This is a genomic window from Tabrizicola sp. M-4 (assembly GCF_051132405.1).
Classification (GTDB): domain Bacteria; phylum Pseudomonadota; class Alphaproteobacteria; order Rhodobacterales; family Rhodobacteraceae; genus Paragemmobacter.
Map to the genome: position 1 here is coordinate 161,397 of NZ_CP128607.1, position 18,271 is coordinate 179,667.

General features: G+C 61.3%; 24 protein-coding genes and 1 pseudogene. 6 read left to right on the plus strand and 19 right to left on the minus strand.

Annotated elements, in window-relative coordinates; translation table 11 throughout:
• Positions 1-22 precede the first annotated feature (22 nt).
• A complete protein-coding gene (locus tag TabM4_RS20775) occupies positions 23-562 on the minus strand; it encodes a glutaredoxin family protein (RefSeq protein WP_374591580.1) in 540 nt (179 codons plus the stop codon).
• Between the two features lie 136 nt (positions 563-698).
• Between TabM4_RS20775 and TabM4_RS20780 the strand changes: the two genes are divergently transcribed.
• On the plus strand, positions 699-1,622 hold the full coding sequence (locus TabM4_RS20780; RefSeq protein ID WP_434622733.1) for a VPGUxxT family thioredoxin-like (seleno)protein, type 2: 924 nt from the start codon (positions 699-701) through the stop codon (positions 1,620-1,622).
• A 36-nt stretch (positions 1,623-1,658) separates the two neighbouring features.
• On the opposite strand, the gene gnd is transcribed toward TabM4_RS20780, so the two are convergent.
• From gnd to TabM4_RS20805, 5 genes are read right to left on the minus strand one after another with little or no spacing between them, the layout of a single operon-like run.
• Positions 1,659-2,648 carry a phosphogluconate dehydrogenase (NAD(+)-dependent, decarboxylating) gene (gene gnd / locus TabM4_RS20785; RefSeq protein ID WP_434622735.1) on the minus strand — a complete coding sequence of 330 codons (990 nt, stop codon included), beginning with the start codon at positions 2,646-2,648 and terminating at the stop codon, positions 1,659-1,661.
• A gap of 52 nt (positions 2,649-2,700) precedes the next feature.
• Positions 2,701-2,982, minus strand: coding sequence for a DUF427 domain-containing protein (locus TabM4_RS20790; RefSeq protein WP_434622737.1), 282 nt, complete (start codon positions 2,980-2,982; stop codon positions 2,701-2,703).
• Between the two features lie 15 nt (positions 2,983-2,997).
• Positions 2,998-3,612, minus strand: a complete 615-nt coding sequence (locus TabM4_RS20795; protein WP_434622739.1) for a uracil-DNA glycosylase family protein — start codon at positions 3,610-3,612, stop codon at positions 2,998-3,000.
• Positions 3,609-4,190, minus strand: a complete 582-nt coding sequence (locus tag TabM4_RS20800) for a sulfite oxidase-like oxidoreductase (protein ID WP_434622741.1) — start codon at positions 4,188-4,190, stop codon at positions 3,609-3,611. Before TabM4_RS20800 ends, TabM4_RS20795 begins: the two co-directional genes overlap by 4 nt.
• 15 nt (positions 4,191-4,205) lie before the next feature.
• Positions 4,206-4,652 carry a hypothetical protein gene (locus tag TabM4_RS20805; RefSeq protein ID WP_374591546.1) on the minus strand — a complete coding sequence of 149 codons (447 nt, stop codon included), beginning with the start codon at positions 4,650-4,652 and terminating at the stop codon, positions 4,206-4,208.
• Between the two features lie 91 nt (positions 4,653-4,743).
• Between TabM4_RS20805 and TabM4_RS20810 the strand changes: the two genes are divergently transcribed.
• Both TabM4_RS20810 and TabM4_RS20815 read left to right on the plus strand, forming a co-directional pair.
• Complete coding sequence (locus tag TabM4_RS20810) at positions 4,744-5,436, plus strand: hypothetical protein (RefSeq protein ID WP_374591548.1); 693 nt, start codon at positions 4,744-4,746, stop codon at positions 5,434-5,436.
• A 6-nt stretch (positions 5,437-5,442) separates the two neighbouring features.
• The gene (locus tag TabM4_RS20815) at positions 5,443-6,375 is read left to right on the plus strand and encodes a CorA family divalent cation transporter (RefSeq protein ID WP_434622743.1); all 933 of its coding nucleotides are present in this window, start codon (positions 5,443-5,445) and stop codon (positions 6,373-6,375) included.
• Between the two features lie 14 nt (positions 6,376-6,389).
• Here TabM4_RS20815 and TabM4_RS20820 read toward each other — a convergent pair whose 3' ends face one another.
• Genes TabM4_RS20820 through msrB form a run of 12 tightly spaced genes read right to left on the minus strand, consistent with a single transcriptional unit; the run spans position 6,390 to position 15,633 of the window.
• The gene (locus TabM4_RS20820; protein WP_434622745.1) at positions 6,390-6,707 is read right to left on the minus strand and encodes an antibiotic biosynthesis monooxygenase family protein; all 318 of its coding nucleotides are present in this window, start codon (positions 6,705-6,707) and stop codon (positions 6,390-6,392) included.
• Positions 6,708-6,709: 2 nt separating this feature from the next.
• Positions 6,710-7,915: a cation:proton antiporter gene (locus TabM4_RS20825; RefSeq protein ID WP_434622818.1), complete on the minus strand. Its 1,206-nt coding sequence runs from the start codon at positions 7,913-7,915 to the stop codon at positions 6,710-6,712.
• 1 nt (position 7,916) lies between these two features.
• Positions 7,917-8,417 carry a peptide-methionine (S)-S-oxide reductase gene (locus tag TabM4_RS20830; protein ID WP_434622747.1) on the minus strand — a complete coding sequence of 167 codons (501 nt, stop codon included), beginning with the start codon at positions 8,415-8,417 and terminating at the stop codon, positions 7,917-7,919.
• A 3-nt stretch (positions 8,418-8,420) separates the two neighbouring features.
• Positions 8,421-8,879, minus strand: a complete 459-nt coding sequence (locus TabM4_RS20835) for a carboxymuconolactone decarboxylase family protein (RefSeq protein ID WP_434622750.1) — start codon at positions 8,877-8,879, stop codon at positions 8,421-8,423.
• A 1-nt stretch (position 8,880) separates the two neighbouring features.
• Positions 8,881-9,408 carry an N-acetyltransferase gene (locus tag TabM4_RS20840; RefSeq protein ID WP_434622752.1) on the minus strand — a complete coding sequence of 176 codons (528 nt, stop codon included), beginning with the start codon at positions 9,406-9,408 and terminating at the stop codon, positions 8,881-8,883.
• The gene (locus tag TabM4_RS20845) at positions 9,401-10,813 is read right to left on the minus strand and encodes a mercuric reductase (RefSeq protein WP_434622755.1); all 1,413 of its coding nucleotides are present in this window, start codon (positions 10,811-10,813) and stop codon (positions 9,401-9,403) included. The genes TabM4_RS20840 and TabM4_RS20845 overlap by 8 nt, the downstream gene beginning before the upstream one ends.
• Before the next feature lie 45 nt (positions 10,814-10,858).
• On the minus strand, positions 10,859-11,425 hold the full coding sequence (locus tag TabM4_RS20850) for a hypothetical protein (RefSeq protein WP_434622757.1): 567 nt from the start codon (positions 11,423-11,425) through the stop codon (positions 10,859-10,861).
• Positions 11,426-11,476: 51 nt separating this feature from the next.
• Positions 11,477-12,958 carry a protein adenylyltransferase SelO gene (locus tag TabM4_RS20855; protein ID WP_434622759.1) on the minus strand — a complete coding sequence of 494 codons (1,482 nt, stop codon included), beginning with the start codon at positions 12,956-12,958 and terminating at the stop codon, positions 11,477-11,479.
• Positions 12,959-12,993: 35 nt separating this feature from the next.
• Positions 12,994-13,494 (minus strand): peroxiredoxin family protein, encoded by a 501-nt coding sequence (locus tag TabM4_RS20860; protein WP_434622761.1) that lies wholly within the window; start codon positions 13,492-13,494, stop codon positions 12,994-12,996.
• A gap of 28 nt (positions 13,495-13,522) precedes the next feature.
• Positions 13,523-14,686, minus strand: coding sequence for an FAD/NAD(P)-binding protein (locus TabM4_RS20865; RefSeq protein ID WP_434622763.1), 1,164 nt, complete (start codon positions 14,684-14,686; stop codon positions 13,523-13,525).
• A gap of 3 nt (positions 14,687-14,689) precedes the next feature.
• Positions 14,690-15,196 (minus strand): peptide-methionine (S)-S-oxide reductase MsrA, encoded by a 507-nt coding sequence (msrA, locus tag TabM4_RS20870; RefSeq protein WP_434622820.1) that lies wholly within the window; start codon positions 15,194-15,196, stop codon positions 14,690-14,692.
• Positions 15,196-15,633, minus strand: coding sequence for a peptide-methionine (R)-S-oxide reductase MsrB (gene msrB, locus TabM4_RS20875; protein ID WP_434622765.1), 438 nt, complete (start codon positions 15,631-15,633; stop codon positions 15,196-15,198). The genes msrA and msrB overlap by 1 nt, the downstream gene beginning before the upstream one ends.
• Before the next feature lie 217 nt (positions 15,634-15,850).
• On the opposite strand from msrB, the gene TabM4_RS20880 reads away from it, so the two are divergent.
• Positions 15,851-16,081 (plus strand): hypothetical protein, encoded by a 231-nt coding sequence (locus tag TabM4_RS20880; RefSeq protein ID WP_434622767.1) that lies wholly within the window; start codon positions 15,851-15,853, stop codon positions 16,079-16,081.
• A gap of 74 nt (positions 16,082-16,155) precedes the next feature.
• Positions 16,156-16,977, plus strand: coding sequence for a helix-turn-helix domain-containing protein (locus TabM4_RS20885; RefSeq protein WP_434622769.1), 822 nt, complete (start codon positions 16,156-16,158; stop codon positions 16,975-16,977).
• Between the two features lie 4 nt (positions 16,978-16,981).
• Here the strand turns inward: TabM4_RS20885 and TabM4_RS20890 are convergent, their stop codons facing one another.
• The gene (locus TabM4_RS20890; RefSeq protein ID WP_434622772.1) at positions 16,982-17,860 is read right to left on the minus strand and encodes a LysR family transcriptional regulator; all 879 of its coding nucleotides are present in this window, start codon (positions 17,858-17,860) and stop codon (positions 16,982-16,984) included.
• 272 nt (positions 17,861-18,132) lie between these two features.
• On the opposite strand from TabM4_RS20890, the pseudogene TabM4_RS20895 reads away from it, so the two are divergent.
• A pseudogene (locus TabM4_RS20895) lies at positions 18,133-18,270 on the plus strand (integrase); the annotation flags it as partial.
• Position 18,271: the final 1 nt, after the last annotated feature.

The following is an 18,271-nucleotide window of genomic DNA, read 5'->3' on the forward strand; positions in this document are numbered from 1 at the left end:
GCGGGTTTGGTGTTGATCGCAGTCACCGGGCGGCAACGCGTTCGCGCAAATACCGAACGATGTCTGCGGACTCCGGCATCCAGCGATCCTTCCCCTTGCTTGTGATCCTCAGCACTGGAACGGTGGCGCGCCCGCGCGCCTCCAACAGCTCTTCATAGTAGTCAGGATTATCCCAGACATGGCGCAATTCGACTTTCGCCCCAGTCTCCCTGATCGCATGCAGGACACGCTGGCAGAAAGGACATTGAGGATAGTAATAAAGTGCGAGACCAGTTTCGTTCAGGGGGTCAGGCAAGCTCAGCCGCTCGATGAAGTGGTCGGCGTACATCGGTGGCCAGGGATGGGTCTTGCCGAACCGTGCGAGACGCTCTTCCTCGACAGAGATGAGGCAGGTTACAATCTCGGCTCTGGACAGATTGCGGCCGAGGATCCCGCTCAGGGGTTGCTGAAGAAAGCCTGCATACCAAAGCGCCCAGTCAGGGTCTTCGCCGTCGACCTGGATGAAGGCCATTGCATGGGCTTCAGAGGCCTTTTCGAACGCTTCTATCAGCGCCTCACGCATATTCTTCAAGCTACCTCTCCTTCCGTTTGATACCGCAAAGATAGACCGTCAATGACACGCGCAGTCAATGCTGCAAACCTAAGCTAGGCGACCGGAAAGGGCTGGCAATTTCCCACCCGCGCTCCATATTAAAGGCATGTCACACACATCCTTTCTTGAACACCGCGAACTTGGCGAAATCCTCTGGCAGCGTGACTTCGATGTGGCTCACTCACTTGCCGCAAAGAAGGATCTTCCCGTCCTGCTCCTGTTTCAGGAGATACCGGGCTGTTCGACCTGCGTGAATTTCGGCCAGGATGTACTGAGCAATCCGCTCTTGGCCGAAGCGATCGAAGAGAACTTCGTCCCGCTGGCCATCCACAACAACAAACCCGGTCGGGATGCTGAAATCCTGGCCCGTTTCCGCGAGCCGTCCTGGAACAATCCGGTGATCCATTTCCTCAGGCCCGACGGGTCGCCGCTGATCCCCAAGCTGGCCAACCGCTATGATCCCTTGGCGGTTCACAGCAAGATCGTCGCGGCGCTTGAGGCAATGGGGCGGGGGGTTCCGGAATATCTGCGCCTGCTGCGCGACGATCTTCTGGCGGATTACGGTCTGGCGCGCAGCGCAAATATCGAGACGCCATGCTTTTGGTCGGGCGAAACCTCGCTGGCCCAGCATCCGGCGGTGCTGACGACCGAGGCTGGCTGGATCGGCGACGAAGAAGTGGTCCGCATTGATTATGATCCCGCAAAGGTAGACATTGTGGCCTTGGCCAAATTCGCTGAAACCGAGGGCTTTGAGGTAGGCGAACCCACGGGTTTCCTCACCGACAAGGCACCGCAATACTATATCAGCAAATCGCGCTTTGCGCATCTGCCGCTCAGCAGGGCGCAACGGACGCGGATCAATCTGGCCATCCCCTATCGGGACCGCCCCGAACGCTTCCTCAGCCCCCGCCAGGCCGCATGGCTGGCCAGGCCAGACCTGACCGCGCTGTCCCCGGCATCGACCTATCGCGGGAATTTCCGCGCCGAATGGACGCGGATGGGCGGTTTGGACAAGGCGGTGGCGGAATAAATCCGCCACCTGCCAGTTCACCTTTGCCGGCCACTGTCAGCCCTTGGTTGACAGGCTGGGGTGGCCGCCGAACTTGTTACGCAAGGCCGACAGAAAGCGGTTGCCCAGTTGATCGGCGTCGCGTGATGCAAAGCGTGCGAAAAGTGCTGCCGCCAGAACCTGCGCCGAGGTGCGCTGATCAATAGCGGCCTCGACGGTCCAGCGCCCCTCACCGCTTTCGGCAACTTCCGCCGAATATAGATCCAGCGACGGATTTGCTGCCAGCGCATCAGCCCCAAGGTCCAGAAGCCAGGAACTGACCACACTGCCACGCCGCCAGACCTCCGCAATCGCGGCAAGATCAAGGTCATAGCGATAATCTTCGGCAACCACCTCGTTCCTGGCCGAGGCGAACAGCGCAAAACCTTCGGCCATCGCCTGCATCATGCCGTATTCGATGCCGTTATGGATCATCTTGACATAATGGCCGGACCCCGACTTGCCGCAATGCAGCCAGCCCTGCTCGCCCGGAGCGATGGGGCCCCCTGCGCGCGCCGGAGTGCGTTCGGCAGCGTCGATCCCAGGCGCAAGCGTGTCCAGGGCGGGCTCGATCCGGGAAATGGCCTCATCCGTTCCGCCCAGCATGAGCGAATAGCCGCGGGTCAGCCCAAAGACCCCGCCACTGGTGCCACAGTCTGCCATCAGCATGCCGCGTTCAGCCAACATGCCAGCACGGGCCACACTTTCCTTGAAATGGCTATTGCCGCCGTCCACGATCACGTCGCCCGGGTCGCACAAGCCGGCCAGTTCCTCCAGAACCTGCCCGGTGGCCACACCGGCCGGGACCATTACCCAGATCACCCGTGGTCGGGGTAGAGCGGCAACCAGCGCAGGCAGGTCTGGCCATGGCGCTGCGCCGGTTTCGGCCGCAAGTGCCTCGCGAGTTTCAGCGGTATTGGCGAAGACATGACAATGGTGCCCGCCCCTGGACAAACGACGCACCATATTTCCGCCCATGCGGCCGAGTCCGACAAAACCCAGTTCCATTTCGCTCTCCTTTTATCATCGAACCGTCAAGGCAAGACAGGGCGAGCGGCGTTCAACCAACCTGCACGCCTCGCCAAAAGGCGACACGGCCCTTGATCTCGGCCGCGGCAGCCTTGGGGGATGGGTAGAACCAGGCGGCATCGGCATTCGTCTGGCCAGCCACGTTCAGCGTGTAGTAAGAGGCGGTACCCTTCCAGGGACACACGCTGCGGTGCTCGCTGGTCACCAGATATTCGGGTTTTACGCTTTCCAGCGGGAAGTAGTGATTTCCTTCGACCACGACCGTGTCATCGCTTTCAGCGATCACTTTTCCGTTCCAGACTGCCTTGACCATGATTTCCTCCGAAAGTCAGGGTGAATGATTCATTACGGCGCGCACCCGCGACCGCAGTTCGGGCAAAAGCTCTGCCTCGAACCAGGGGTTCCGGCGCAGGAAGGCATTGTTGCGCCAGGAAGGATGGGGTAGCGGAAAGATGGCGGGCGCGCTCCGACGCCAGTCCGCGACGGTCGCGGTAACGCCGGCCTTGCGCGCCGCCTCACCCAGGTGCCACCCCTGGGCATAGCCGCCGATGACGATCGTCAGGGCGACCCGGCTTAGGGTGGCAAGCGTCGCGGCGCGCCAGGCAGGTGCGCAGCGCGGCTGCGGCGGCAGGTCACTGCCCTTGGCGTCATAGCCGGGAAAGCAGAAGGCCATGGGGACCATTGCCACGCGGTCGCGGTCATAAAATTCATCGCGCGTCATGCCCAGCCAGTCACGCAGCCGGTCGCCGGACCGGTCATCGAAGGGCACGCCGGATTCATGAACCCTGAGGCCCGGCGCCTGCCCGACGATGAGGATCCGCGCGCCGGTGCGGAACCACACCACCGGGCGCGGCTCATGCCGCGTCGCGGTCAGGGCGAAATCCGCTGCGCAAAGGCGGCAGGCGCGGATCCGGCCGGCGATTTCGGGCTCGTGCGATGTCATCCCCGGTACCGCTGCTCCTTCCAGGGATCGCCGTAATTGTGGTAGCCAAGCTTTTCCCAATAGCCCTTGTAATCGAACTGGCTGAAGTGGAGCCCGCGAAGCCATTTCGCGCTTTTCCAGAAGTAAAGGCCGGGGACCACAAGCCGCGCGGGGCCGCCATGGTCCTCGGTCAAGGGCTTGCCGTCATACTCGGTAGCAATAAAAGCCTTGTCACCCAGAAGATCGGCGAGCCGCAGGTTCGAGGTGTAGTTCCCGTCCGCACGGGCCTGAACATAAGCCGCTTCCGGCGCCGGCCCGACCAGATTGACCAAGGTCTGGACCGATACGCCCCGCCAGCGAGTATCGAGCTTCGACCAGCGGGTCACGCAATGGATATCCACTGTGAACTCTTGCTGCGCCAGGGCCGTCAGACCCTGCCAATCCAGCGTAAGCGGTCGGGCAACTTCACCATCGAGCGTCAGCGACCAGCTGTCCTTGCCGGCCGTGACGGGGGTGCCTGCCGTCATCACCGGAAACTTGCGCGTCACCACCTGATTGGGTGGCAGACGCGGACGCCCGTCCTTGAGATATTCGGTCATTGTCGCGGCCCCGGCTCAAAGCACCTCGTCGATTCGCAGTTTTCGGCCGCGGAATTCGCAGGTCTCGCCCGCCCGCTTGCCCTCGAGCGCCGCATAGATCGGCGCGGCCTGTGAGATGCCGACAAACTGCTTGCCCTGGCAGCTGAATTCCGCGGTGGAAACGCCGATCACCAGATAACGATCACCTATGCGCACCGCGGCGCCGGGGGCGACTTCGTCCTTCGGGCCAAGATCCAACGCCTGCAGCGCGGCTATCTTGGCCTGGGCCTCGTGTTCGCGATCGTCGAAGGCCTCGGCCAGATCGGCGGCGGTTTCGGCCTGGGCCTGTTCGTCGTTTTCGATAGGCTCCGACCGATCCAGCCGCGCGGAGGCAAGGAAACGTTCATAGGTCTTGTGGGCCTGGGTCAGTTCAGCTCCGGTTAGGGCCAGCATCGTAGTGCGGAGGTGGGACTTGTCGATCATTTTCATTCCTTTAGTTTGGCTTTCAGTCTGGGATCGGTCTGGACTGCCGTCGCCACCGGAAAGTGCGGCGGGCATGGGGGAGTGACGAGATATGGGCGCTGCTTTGTCAATTGTGATCCTGTTCACGGTCACGACCACTATCGTGCGCATCGCGGGGCTCGCACTGGAACACAGCGGCATCCCGCGGCATGTGGTGAGGCTTCAGGCAGTATCCGCGCAGACGGGTGCGGGTTTCACCACAAGCGAATCCGAACTCCTGCTGCAAACCCTTGAACGACGCCATGTTCTGGTTACTCTTATGATTACCGGCAGCATCGGGCTTGGTTCCCTGATCGCAACGATGGTCGTAGGCGCCTTTGGTGTCAGCACTTCGATGACAGGGTTGCTCGGGCAGTTGGACGCGGTCGCCGTCGCCGCCGTCATCATCTATCTGCGTTATGTGCTGCTGACGCCTTGGGCAGAACGGCTGATCTGCAGCTTGGCCTCGCGCTGGCTGTCGCGTGCGGGCGCGGGCAAGTTGCCGTTCCTTGTACTTCATCGGTTGGGTGAGAATGCCATGATCGCCGAACATAAGTTGGTCCGGCAGCCCCCCGCCGACCCTTCGGACTGGGGTGCCGCCGCTGCGCTGATCCCGCTCGCGCGGCGCAATGCCGATGGTCTTGTCCGCCCCAGTTGGAGCGATTTGGCCGGTAAGGGGCACAACGCCATCCTCTGCGGCCCACTTGAGGCCCATGCCGCCTTTGCCTCGGCCTTTGGCGGCCCGATCGCAACCCGGGAGCACTGAACACATATGGATACCGCCCGCAAATCGCCCGGCTTTCTGCACCTCTTGCCATTGAAGGGTGGCGGCGAGTGGCTGCACATGTGCATCCGCCACAAAGAGACCTCGACCTATCTGATGGACGAGGTGGCGCTGGACGATCTGATCGTCGATGCGCTGATGGAAGAGGACACACGTTCGCGTCTCAGGGTGCGCGATGAGGGGATCATGGTGCTTCTGAAGGCCATGCATCTGCGCGGCGAAGAGATGGCGCGCCCCGAGGACATGATCTCGATGCGGCTCTGGCTGACGCCCGACCGTGTCATCAGCACGCGCGAGGCCGATGTCGACCCGATCCTTGAAATTGCCGCGCGTCTGGCAAAGGGCGAGGGGCCGGTGACGTCCGGCGATTTCCTGGGCGATCTGGTGGAAGAGCATCTCGACGAGGTCGAGGCCCAGGTCGAGATGATCGAGGACGACACCGCGCAGATTGCGCAACTGATCGGCAATCTCGAACTGGAATTTGCCTGCCGGAACATGGCCGACACCGAAACCCGCATCAGCGGTTTCCTGCGCCATCTGGGGCCGCAACGCCCGGTCCTTGAAACGCTGTCGACCCTGCGCCACCCGGTGCTGGACGATCGCGGCCGCGCGCGTCTGGACGATGGGTTGAACCGGCTTTTGCGCCTGCTTGAGACCTTGCAAAGCCTGCGCGATCAGATCGCGATCCTGAACGATCAGGTCAGCCGCATCCAGGACAGGCGGCTGAACCGCTCGTCCTATGTGTTCGCCGCCGCCGCAACGATCTTTCTGCCGCTTGGGTTCGTGACGGGCATGTTCGGGGTGAATCTGATGGGCCTGCCGCTGGAAGACAGTCCGCAGGGCTTCTGGATTCTGACCGCCATCTGCCTTGGCTTGAGCGTTGGTTTGCTGGCGCTGTTCAGGTGGCGCAAATGGCTGTGACCCCGCCCCGATGATCACGCAGCCACCTTGGGCGGCTTGCTGTGGTGTTCCACGACCTCGGCCACGATCACATCGTATTCGGTAAAGACATCGGCCTTGCCGCGTTCCTTGGCGTATTTGTGTTCGGGATGGACATCCCATTCCTCGATCGCCTCGAAGCTTTCAAAATAGCCGATCAGCACCCTTTCGCCATCTTCGGCGATGAACACCTTGTGGCTGATATAGCCTTTCAGCCCCCGGACAACGGTCACCATTCGCGCATAAAGATCATCGAACTCACCCTGGAAATCCGGATCGACGCGGTGCCGGAAAACCTCGACGTGCATTGCCATTCCTACTGTCCTTTCTGAATAGGTTGGTGGGTCCGCCCGATACGCCGGGCCAAGGGGTTTGCAGTGATGCCGTGCAGCAGGATCGAAAGCCCGACGGTCAGCGACACGCAGGCCAGAAGTTCCGGCTCATTGGGAAATTCAAAAGCATCCATCGTCAATAGGGTGAACAGGATCGAGGCCAGCCCGCGGGGGCCGAACCAGCCAAGAAACAGCTTCTCTGGCATCGGCAGCCCTGTCCCGACAAGCGAGACCACGATCGGAAGGATCCGCACGACCGTCAGGAACAACACCGCCAGAACAACCGTCGCAATGCCCGCATGCGCCAGCCCGTCCGGCAACAGGAAGGCCCCGAAGACCAAGAATGCCGCCATGGTCAGTAGCTGGCCGGCGCCTTCCATGAATTCGGAGACAAAGTGGATATCGTGGCGATAGACATTGCCGAAGGTCATTCCCGCCACGAAGGCTGCGATGAACCCGTTGCCTCCCATCAGCAATGCCGCGGCATAAGCCGCGAAGGCTGTCAACAGGAAGAACACCGCCCCGGCGGAGACCTGCATCAGATCGCGGGTCTGCGCCCAGTCCATCGCCCTTGCCGCAGCCCAGCCGGTGGCAACGCCGGCCAGCACGCCGAAGGCCACTTCGGCCAGAGCTTCAAGCGCGAGGTTTGTCCCGGACACCGGCTCGTGCCCGACCATCATCGAGGCAAGTGTGGCACCCAGCAACACGAAGGGCAGCGCCAAGCCGTCATTCAGGCCGCTTTCCACGTTGATCGTCCGGCCCAGATGTTCTGGAACATCCGGGTTTGTCACGACGGCCTGCACCAAGGCGGCATCGGTCGGCGTCAGGACAGCCGCCGTTAAGAGCGCCATCGCAAAGCTGGTCCCCGGGTTCAGCCCAAAGGCAACCGCCGTTCCCAATGCGATTGTCAGGGGCATGCCCACCATCAGCATCCGGGCTGGCAGGGCCCAATTCATCCGCAACCTGCGGACACGAACATGGCTGGCATCCGCAAAAAGCACCAGAATAAGGGTCACCTCTGCCAACAGGACCTTGCCTTCATGGACTGCTTCGGGTGGCAAGGCTGCATGCAGCGGGACGCTGAGCAAAAGCCCAAGTCCGGTGAAAAGCAACGGCAAGGTCAGCACTGTTCGCGAAAGGCGCTTCGAAAACAGCGAATAGACCGCACAGGCGGCAATAACAGCCAGCATTTCAAACAACGTTGCCTACCTCCCGGCGCAGCCCTGCAAAACGTTGCCGCAGCAAGGCCAGCTTCGGTTCGATATAGGCGTTGCAGAACGGGCCTTCCCGATTGCGGTCATAATAGTTCTGAAACCGTTTATCAGAGGCCTTGAAGGCGCGAAAGGGCAGCACGGCCGTCACAAAGGCACTGCCGGTCTCCCTGGCCAGTTCCGCGATGATGCGGCGCGCTTGTTCGGCGCTGGCGTCATCTTTCACATAGACCGCGCTGCGGTATTTTCCGCGCATTTTATGCTGCGACATGCTGGCGTGGGTCGCCAGATGCACCGCGATCAGGTCGTCGAAACCGATCAGATCGGGGTCCCAGGTGACGCTGACCGCTTCGGAATAGGCCTGATGCGGCGGATCGGCGGCAATGAAGCCCTGTGCGACCTCTGTCACCCCCCGCAGCGATCGGAACACCGCCTCGGTGCACCAGTGACAGCCACCGCCGAAACCTGCATTTTCCAGCATTCTCTACACCTCGACCGGAACGGCACCCTGGGCCAGTTTCAGCCGGGTCCAGACGTTCATGTTGATAACGACAGCGGCGATTTCGGCAATTGCTGTCTGGTCGAAATGCCCCGTCAGCGCCGCGTGCCGCGATGGGAAGGCGGCCAGATCATAGGCGGTCAGCGCCTCGGCATAGGCCAGTGCGCTGCGCTCGGCAGCGGTGAACATGGTGCTTTCGCGCCAGGCGGGAAGATGCGCGATCTTTTCCACGTCGATACCCCGGTCCTGCGCCGCCCTGGTGTGCAGGATCAGGCAATAGGAACAGGGGTTCAGTTGCGCGACCCGAAGCCGCAGGAGCTGGGCCAGGCCCGCGTCAATCGACATGTCGGCGGTATACCCCACCGAGGCCGCCATCTGCTGGGCGATACCGTGAAATTCGATCAAGTCAGGATCGAAACGGGTGTTTTCGAAGGTTACTGCCATTTCATGCTCCCAATCCAAACTTGCGCCGCCACTCGGGTCGGGTGGCAGCCACTTTCCGCAGGAAGGGACAGGTCAGCCGGATTTCATGCGGGCGGTCCTGCACCGCCTCGAAGACCTCGGTCGCAAAACGCGTTCCCGTTCCGGTGCCGCGCAGCGACGGGTCGGTTTCAATATGGCCCATGACCATGCGGTCACCCTGCCAGTGATAGCTGACAAAGGCATCGCTGGGCGCCATATGGCGCACAAAGCGCTGACCGCGTTCGTCATGCACCAGTCCCGGGTCATAAAGCCCGGCGCGCGCCAGTTCCTTGTCAAGTTCCGGCAAAGCCGGGTTACGCAACTTGCGGCCCCTGATCTGTAAGGTGGGAAACTTGTCAGCGCAGCCTGCCAGGCTGGCCAGACGCCTTGCGGCATCTGCGTCCTTGTCCACCTCTGCCAGTTCGTAGTCCAGCCCGCGCTCTTCCAGGGCCGCCTGATAGAAGCGCGTCTTGTGGCAGCGCACCTCGCCGAAAAGGGTGATGTCAGCCATCCACAGCCTCCAGCGGCTTCAATCCGGCCAGGATCGTCGGCAAGAATTCCGCCACCGTGGGATGAACCGGCAGGGCCTGCTGCATGATCCGATAGCTCGCGCCCGTGGCCATGTAGTTCGTCAGCGTAGAGATAATTTCATCACCCGCAAAACCGAAGACGGTGGCACCCAGGAACCGTTCGCTTTCGGCGTCGACGATCAGCCGGATCAGGCCGATCGTCTCTCCCTCTTCCTTGGCCCGGCTCACGCGTTCCATCGGCATGTCCGAAATCAAGATGCGTTGCCCCTTGGCCACCAGCGTCTGCGCCTCGGCCCGGGTCAACCCGACCCGGCCAAGCGGCGGATCGGTGAACATGGCATAGGTTGTGACGCGGGCATCCGCGCCTTGCCACTGGTGCAGGTCTGTCAGGCCATCGCGGTGCGCCAGCACGATTTCATGATCGTGATAGGAGGTATGGGTAAAGGCCCCGCGGCGGTTAATGTCGCCCAAGGCCCAGATACCCGGTACCTCGGTCTTCAGCTGCGCATCGGTAGCAATATAGCCGCGCTTGTCAACGCTTAGTCCGACCGAGGCGAGGTTCAACCCATCGGTATTCGGCACCCGGCCGGTGGCAAACAGGATATGGCTGCCGGAAACCTCGCTGCCATCCCCGAGCGTCACCAGAACACCGCGCATGGATTTGCCAACTGAAGCGAGGGTGGCATTCAAGCGCAGATCGATCCCCTCGTCGCGCATGATGTCGGCGATGATACCGGACACTTCGGCATCTTCGCGCTCTGCCAGACGGTCAGCGCGGTGCAGGATGGTGACCTGAGACCCCAGACGCCGGAAAATCTGCCCAAATTCCAGCCCGATATAGGAACCGCCCACCACGATCAGGTGGTCGGGGCGCTCTGTAAGGGCGAGCAACCCCGCATTGTCCAAAGGATTGACGGTATCGATCCCCTCAACAGGGGGCAGGAAGGGCCTTGTGCCGGTGTTCAGATAGACCTGGCGCGCCAGCAAGACTTGATCACCGACCATCACTCGGAAGCGGCCATCGTCCTCACGCCCATCAAAGCGGCCCCAGCCGTGGACGAGCGAGATACCTTCGGTACCCTCAAGCCAACAGGTCAAGCCCTCTCGGGCGGCGTCCGAACGCGCCCGCATCCGCTCCATAGCGGCTGGAAAGTCAACCTCGATCTGCCCAGTTGTGACAGCAAAATCCGCAGCCCGTCGCGCCAGATGGGCGACGCGCGCCGATTTGCGGAGGGTCTTGGTCGGCGTGCAGCCGGTGTTCACGCAAGTTCCCCCAAGGCGGTCGCCTTCAATAAGGGCAACCCTATCTCCGCGTCGTGCAAGGCCCACTGCCAGGGAAGGCGCCGCCTGCCCCGAACCGATGATGATACTGTCAAATTCCTGCATTCACGTTCCGCTCCCGGTTATTCCTGCCGTAGCTCGAATTCGTGCTCATTCCGGATCGGAACCGCGGTAGGGAACGCGCTGCAGCCGGTCATCCTTGAGCACTTTGGTCACCAGCCAGACATATTGCTCGGCGGCTGTGTCGTAGCCCAGCATGGTAAACCCCTGGCCGAAGGGGCACGGGGGGAAATCCGGGTATCCAATCCGCAGGACATATCGGGTCGGATCGGCGTTGAATTCAGACTTGCGGACCTTGCGTACGCCATACCGCACATCATCCGCCTCTGAGCCTTCGGCTTTGGTGGCAACTTCGCCCGTACGCAACCTGTCGATCAGAGCCTGCGGCGCGCCCTCGCCCTCAAGGTCCAGCGCATCGACCAGAAACCCGCGCGACAGGCCGTTGTCGACATCAAGGGCATAGATGTTCGACGCATCACCCGACCCAACTTCGGTCTCGAACCGCAGCTTGGTCACGACCGTGACGGTCGCGGGATCGACCGGTAGTCCGGTGCTGACATCCACAAGCTTGCCGTCTTGTATGCGAAAATCATGGGTGAACCCCATTTCCGACAAATCGCTCAGTGCCGCGACGGCATCCTTGGCACCGATCTTCATCGTCTTTCTTCCTCTTTCTGGATTTCATGGGCCCACAGAGACGGACGGGCTTCAGGTGCCGCAATAGGTGGTGAACTTGCCAAAGCTTTCGGGTGCCGGAAGCGCATAGTCCTCGGCATCCGCCTGTTCGCTGAACGGCGCGGAGACAAGGGCGAGTAGCCGGTCGAAGGGCTCCATGTCGCCCGCTGCCGCCGCCGACAATGCCGCATCAACCAGATGGTTGCGCGGGATATAGATCGGGTTCACCCGGTCCATCGCCGCAGCCCGTGTCGTATCGGGGATGGTCTCGTCGCGCATCCGTCGCAGGTAGCGTTCCATCCAGCCATCAAAAATCCCGGGATCGGCAAACAGCGCCCGTACCGGCATCACGTTGCCGCGCACGAAGACGCCCAGCGCCCGGAACAGGCCCGTGTAATCGACGCCCTGCCCTTCGGCCGCCGCAAGAAGATCATTGGCCAGATCCAGATCGCCTGGCAATTCCTTGAAAAGGCCCAGCTTGGCCCGCATCCCCTTCAGCCAGAGCGCCTGGTAGTGGGACGGGAAGGCATTGATTTCATTGGTCAGTTGACGAACCGCGTCGTCGCTGTCGGCGGGGTTGACCAGATCGACCAGCGTCTCGGCAAAGCGCGAAAGGTTCCACAGCATGATCGGAGGCTGGTTGCCGAAGGAATATCGACCGTGCTGGTCGATCGAGCTGAACACAGCCTTGGGATCATAGCTGTCGATGAAGGCGCAAGGGCCGTAATCGATGGTTTCGCCGGAAATTGTCGTGTTGTCGGTGTTCATCACACCATGGACAAAGCCCACAAGCACCCATTGGGCAACGAGTGCGGCCTGTGAATCGCGCACCCGGCGGAACAATTCCAGATACTTGTCGTCGCGGTCAGCGACTTTGGGGAAGTGGCGATTGATTGCGTAATCAGCCAGCTGGCGAACCTTTTCGACATCGCCGCGGGCGGCGAAGAACTGGAATGTGCCAACCCGCAGGTGCGAGGCGGCGACCCGCGCCAGGACGGCACCCTGTTCGGGCCCGTCCTGGCGAACCACTTCTTCACCGGTCAGCGTTGCGGCAAGCGCGCGCGTGGTGGGAATGCCCAACGCATGCATCGCCTCGCCGAACAGATATTCGCGCAGCACCGGTCTTAGCACAGCCTTGCCGTCGCCCCCGCGCGAGAAAGGCGTGCGGCCCGAACCTTTCAGATGGATGTCGCGCCGCTTGCCCAGGCGGTCGATCACCTCGCCCAGAAGCAGCGCCCGCCCATCGCCCAGTTGCGGCGAGAAGCCGCCGAACTGGTGCCCGGCATAGGCCATGGACAGGGGCACGGCGCCTTCAGGTGCCGTGCCCCCGCTGAGCATGGCCGCCCCTGGCCCCGAGGCCAAGGACGGGCCATCCAGACCAAGCTCGGCCGCAAGGCCCGCGTTCAACCGAAGGACCTCGGGCGCCGGAGCCCTCGAGCCCGCCCATGGCACATAGAAGCCTTCCAGATCGCGGGCATAGCTGTTGTCAAAGGCAATGTTGGGCAGATCGCGCATGAAAACTCCAGCGGATTGGTCTGATTTGACAGGGGTCAGGCAACACTCAGGTCGGCGTCATCCGCACCAAGCGCGGCAAGGAAGCGCCGGGCATCAAGGCGGAAATCGGCAAAGACCACATTGCCTTCGGGATCGATGATGGTGAACCAGGGCGTGCCACCGGAACGGTAATCCTCCATGAAAGTCGGATAGCGTTCACCCGCGGGCGGCAGATCTTGGCCGAAGGGAATGGCCAGGCCGTAGCGCTCCTGATTGAGCCGCAGTTTGTCAAAGGTATTCACTTCAGAGCCCTCGAACACGGTCTGGATGACGGCGAAGCCGACGCCCTTGTCCTTCAGCGTCTCGTGAAGGAATTTGAGGGTCGGAAAGCCGCGAGAATGGCAGCCAGGGCACCAATCCTGGAAGCAGAAGATCACTTTGTAGCCCGACCCTAGATCGGACAAACGCACAGGCTTAGCCATTGGCTTGCCGTCCCCGTCGATCCAGTCGTTCACCCGCAGCTCGCGGGCCTTATCATGTAATCCACCGAAAACCATTGTTTTTCCTTTTCTGCCCCAAAGGGCCTTAGGTTGTTTCGATGGGACCACCTTCGGATGATCCCACAAGATCCTCGACGCGTTGCGCCGCCGCCCCGCCCCGTCGTCTTTTCAGAATGGATACCGCGTCCGATGCATAGCGAACCCCGTCGATCTCGGTTGCAAACCCCGCACCAACATCGATGCGATTTTCTGCGGCATTCAGCTTCAGCCAGCCTTTCGCAATCATCCCGCTGACCAGCAATTCCACCAAAAGCTGGTCTCCGGGCCCCGCGGTATTGATCGCCACGGGCACCGTTCTTTCCTGGCTCCTGCACTCTTTCCCGGTAATCCGCACCCGCACGTTTCCAGCAGCTTCGGCATAGACCCAAGTCGGGCGGCCTATTTCCTCCACGATCCGCCCTACCTCACGAAGACGGAGGTATTCCGGGTCGCTGTCAAGCTCGGGTGTCGCGCGATCACGCAAAACCCGCAGACGCAGTTCCTGGTTCGGCCAAGCCGAGCGGAGAAAGTGCATCACGTCCAGTACTTCGGTCGAGGCACCGAGGCAGGTCACCTCCCACCCCGGCTGCAGGACCCTCGCAATGGCCTCTTCATTGCCGTAAAGCGTCGTGAACGCCGTGGGCCCCGCATCCGCGCCAAAGCGCTGGTTTGCCGAGCCGCCGGTGGCCACGTCCACCCGGTCCGCCTCGATCACCTCACCACTGGCGAGCGTGATCCGGAAAAGATCACCCGCCCGCGACAGGTCGGTGGCCAGCCCCGTAATCAGCCGCACCTGCACTCCGCCCTCGACAAGCTTCGCCAACTTTTCACTGCTACGTCGGGCCAGATAGCGGCCATAGATCGCACGGGGCGCTGCGAAGTCGCCAAATGCCCCTTCAGACAGCGCCTCCGACCAGCGCCGGAGGTGAAGTGGTTGCGCGGCTGCGATCTCAGGAAGAAGGACGGGCCATTCTGCCGCCAGCCAGTCGGTAAAGCCGTCTGCCATCTCGCCGTTCGGACGGTCCAGCAAATAGGCCAGCCGCCAAGGCTGGCGGGAATCGTGGCCCGCATAGAACCGCCCGGCCCCAAACCGTCCAACGTTCGGCCCGATCAGGGTCAGCCGGTCTCCCTGCGCCAGTCGGGCGGCCTCCAGAAAGGCCGCGCCAATTGCACCGTCACCGACAATCGCATGGTGGCGCGGGGCGCCCATGTCCTATTCGGCGGCCGCGCGCTTGGGCAGGACCCAATTCGGACGCACGAAATGACAGGTGTAGCCATTCGGGAAACGCTCGAGATAGTCCTGATGCTCCGGCTCGGCTTCCCAGAAATCGCCTGCCGGCTGCAGCTCGGTTTTCACCCTGCCCGGCCACAGACCCGAAGCATCAACATCAAGGATCGTGTCTTCGGCCACCTTCTTTTGTTCGTCGGTCGTATAGTAGATGCCCGAGCGATAGGACGTCCCACGGTCATTGCCCTGGCGGTTCAGGGTGGTCGGGTCGTGAATCTGGAAGAAGAATTCCAGCAGCTTGCGATAGGAAATCTTCGCAGGGTCGAAGAGGATCTCGATCCCTTCGGCGTGAGTCCCATGGTTGCGATAGGTGGCAAATTTCACATCGCCCCCGGTGTAGCCGACGCGGGTGTCGATCACACCCGGCAGCTTGCGGATCAGGTCCTGCATTCCCCAGAAGCAGCCACCTGCAAGAACAGCACGTTCGGTCATCATTTGTCCTCCACCTGATTCAGATATTGCCCATAACCCTGAGCTTCCATTTCGGCCTTCGGCACAAAGCGCAGGCTGGCCGAATTGATGCAGTATCGCATACCGCCCTGGTCGCGCGGTCCATCGGGGAAGACGTGGCCCAGATGGCTGTCGCCATGCTTCGAGCGGACCTCAACGCGTCGCATACCGTGGCTGACGTCGACATGCTCGGTCACGTTGTCGATCGGCTTGGTAAAGGACGGCCAACCGCTGCCAGAGTTGAACTTCGCGGACGATGCGAAAAGCGGCTCGCCGGACACGACATCGACATAGATGCCCGGCTCGTAGTGCTTGTCGTACTCGCCGGTGAACGGGCGTTCGGTGCCGCTCTGCTGTGTTACCCGATATTGTTCGGGAGTCAGTTTGCTCACCGCGTCGGCATTCTTCTGATACGTCATTTCCCACCCCTCTCAAAACTTCATGAGCCGAATATGGGACAAGCCCGGCGCTGCTGCAAATACCCGTTGTGCATAGTTTCCATAGGCGGATCGCCTGGGGCGCAATCGAGGCACAACCGCTGCAACGGAACTGTTGCGTGCCGCCCGGAATTTGAGGATCCCGCCATCACCCTCGATCAGGCAAACTGGGCGGGCAGGTTAACGAGGAGACTCTCTCATGTCAGTGAACATCGAGCTGCTTCCAAGAGGAACCACCCAGGTAAGCGACACGCCAACCACCAAAAAGCACGACGCCCAGTGCCTGCGTGACACCGCGCTGACGGTCGAAACCTTTGCCTATTCTGCGGCGGGCAACCTGCCCGGCTCGCTCGTTGCACATTTAATGTGCATATCGGCAGAATTGGAGCGGCTTGCGAATCGAATTGAAAGAGACTCATCCCAGACGTGATTGACTTTAGCACCGGGATAGTCGAATCTCCTGAGTGTCCGGTTCGAAGTTCTGATACTGTAAAACTGACATTCATGCCCGCAGCCAGCCCCAATCTTGCCTTTGGCAAGAATCTTCGTCTCTTGACCGAGAGATACGGAACCATTACGGGCACCGCGCGCGAGCTGGACATCAGCCGTGTTCAATTCGGCAGGTACCTGTCGGGCGAGAGCTTTCCGAAGCCCAGTATGCTGAAGCGGATCTGCGATTTCTTCGGGGTCGATGCCAGGATCTACACGGACCACTTCTCGATCGATCAACTGGCGGATATCCGGTGGGAAACCAAGTTGGACAAATCGGCAAAGGCCTTCGGCCCGCTGATCGAAGCGCTCAGCTTCATGAATCCCGCGCCGTCCATCATCGCGCCCGACGCCTCCATTCCAGACGGGCTTTACGAATTCTACCGCTGGTCCCCGACGCTGGGCGGGCGGGTCAGTTACAAACCTCTTCTGTTCAAGACGCTTAACAACTGCAAGGTAATCCGGGGGTATGACCACCGCGTGCTGACAAGGCTGATCGGCCAGCGCGAATCTTCGGCCGAACGAGAGTTTCGCGGCGTGGTCCTGAACCAGAAAGGCGGCTTCGTCGGGCTGTTCATTCACAGCTCGCCGCTGGATCTTGTCACCCTCAGTTACTTTTCGCCCGACCTGAACGTGGGCGTTAACGCCTTTTCCGGCCTCACGGTCATGTGCCGCCCGGAAGAGCCCGACGCGCCGCGCCTAAGCCGCTCGTATATGCAACATTACGTTGTCGAAAACGCGGCGTCGCTGCTGAAGCTTGCTCGCAAGGATCCATTGCCGCTCCCGAAGGATGTGCCACCCTATATTGTTCAGCAAATCTCGCGGCCGGTGGCTTGATCCGTCAACCGTTCCAGCGATACTTCTCCGCCATGGTCAATATCTGCCGCACCTCGCGCGGATTGCCCGATCCTGAGACCGCCACAAGCGACACTTCGCGCGACAGGTCCAAACCCTCGATCGGCCGCACCACAATGCCTTCGACGATGACCGAACGTTCCGGCAACGCACAAACTCCGGCGCCACTGGCGACCAACTGCTGTACCCAATCCTCACGTTCGGACTGAAGCCTCGGCCGCATGACGATGTGGCGGTCCATGAAGTGCTTGATCAACAGCGACCGGAACTCGCAGTGCAAGCGGTCCAGGTAAGGTTCCCCCGAAATTTCGGCCGGGGCGACTACGGATTTCCGCGCCAGCGGATGCGTCGTTGCCAATGCCAGACGAAGGTACTCGCGATAAAGCGGAACTACCGCCAGTTTCACATTTGGCCCCGGTGGATCGGTCAGCAAGCACATGTCGTAGCGTCCAGACAGAACCTCGGCATCGGTTTCGCCGGCCAGCATCGGAAGGAGCTGCAGTTCGACCATGGGCAATTGTGCCAGGACGTGGCGCCAAAAGCTCGCCATGGCCGCAGGCGCGATCGTGGTTGCAATCCCGATAGCCAGTCGCCTTCGCTTTCCCACGACAGATGTGTCGACAATCTCCGAGATAGCATCCAGGCTGGCTTGAATGCGCATGAACTCCAACTGCACGTCGCGCCCCAGAGCCGTCAGCCGCGTATCCTTCCCATCCCGATACAACAGGGGTCCACCCAGCTCTTCCTCAAGCCGCTGGATCGCGCGTGTCAAACTCGGCTGTGAAACCCCGCTTTGTCGCGCGGCTTCGGTAAAATTCAACGCCTGAGCAAGGTTGAGGTAGTATCGGATCTGGTTTAGGTCCATGGAATAGCGCTCGTTTTTCTCGACTTTGCTTCTTATGCATAATGCAGGTCCTGTCTAGGCTTCCATAGGCAGAGGATGCCCAAACCCGAATTTGTTATGCTTGAGAGAAACAAGACCACCGTGCTCAGACCGGACGAGTGATGAGCCATCGACCGTCTCCTGTGACGGGTCGTCACATCGGGTATCGCCCTTGCTTGTCACCTAACGGGCTAGCCCACGCGCCCCCATCCAGGCGACGCTGCGCTTGACGTTGCCCCCTCGTCCTAATCCAGGGTCTCGCGAGCAGTGCCGAGGTCGACGAGCGCTACGTGCAGAAGCAGCTCGGCCATGCCTCGGCCGAGATGACCCGGCGCTACCAGCGCCGACGGGATCGGTTCCGGGTCAACCTGACCAAGGCGGCCGGGCTGTGAC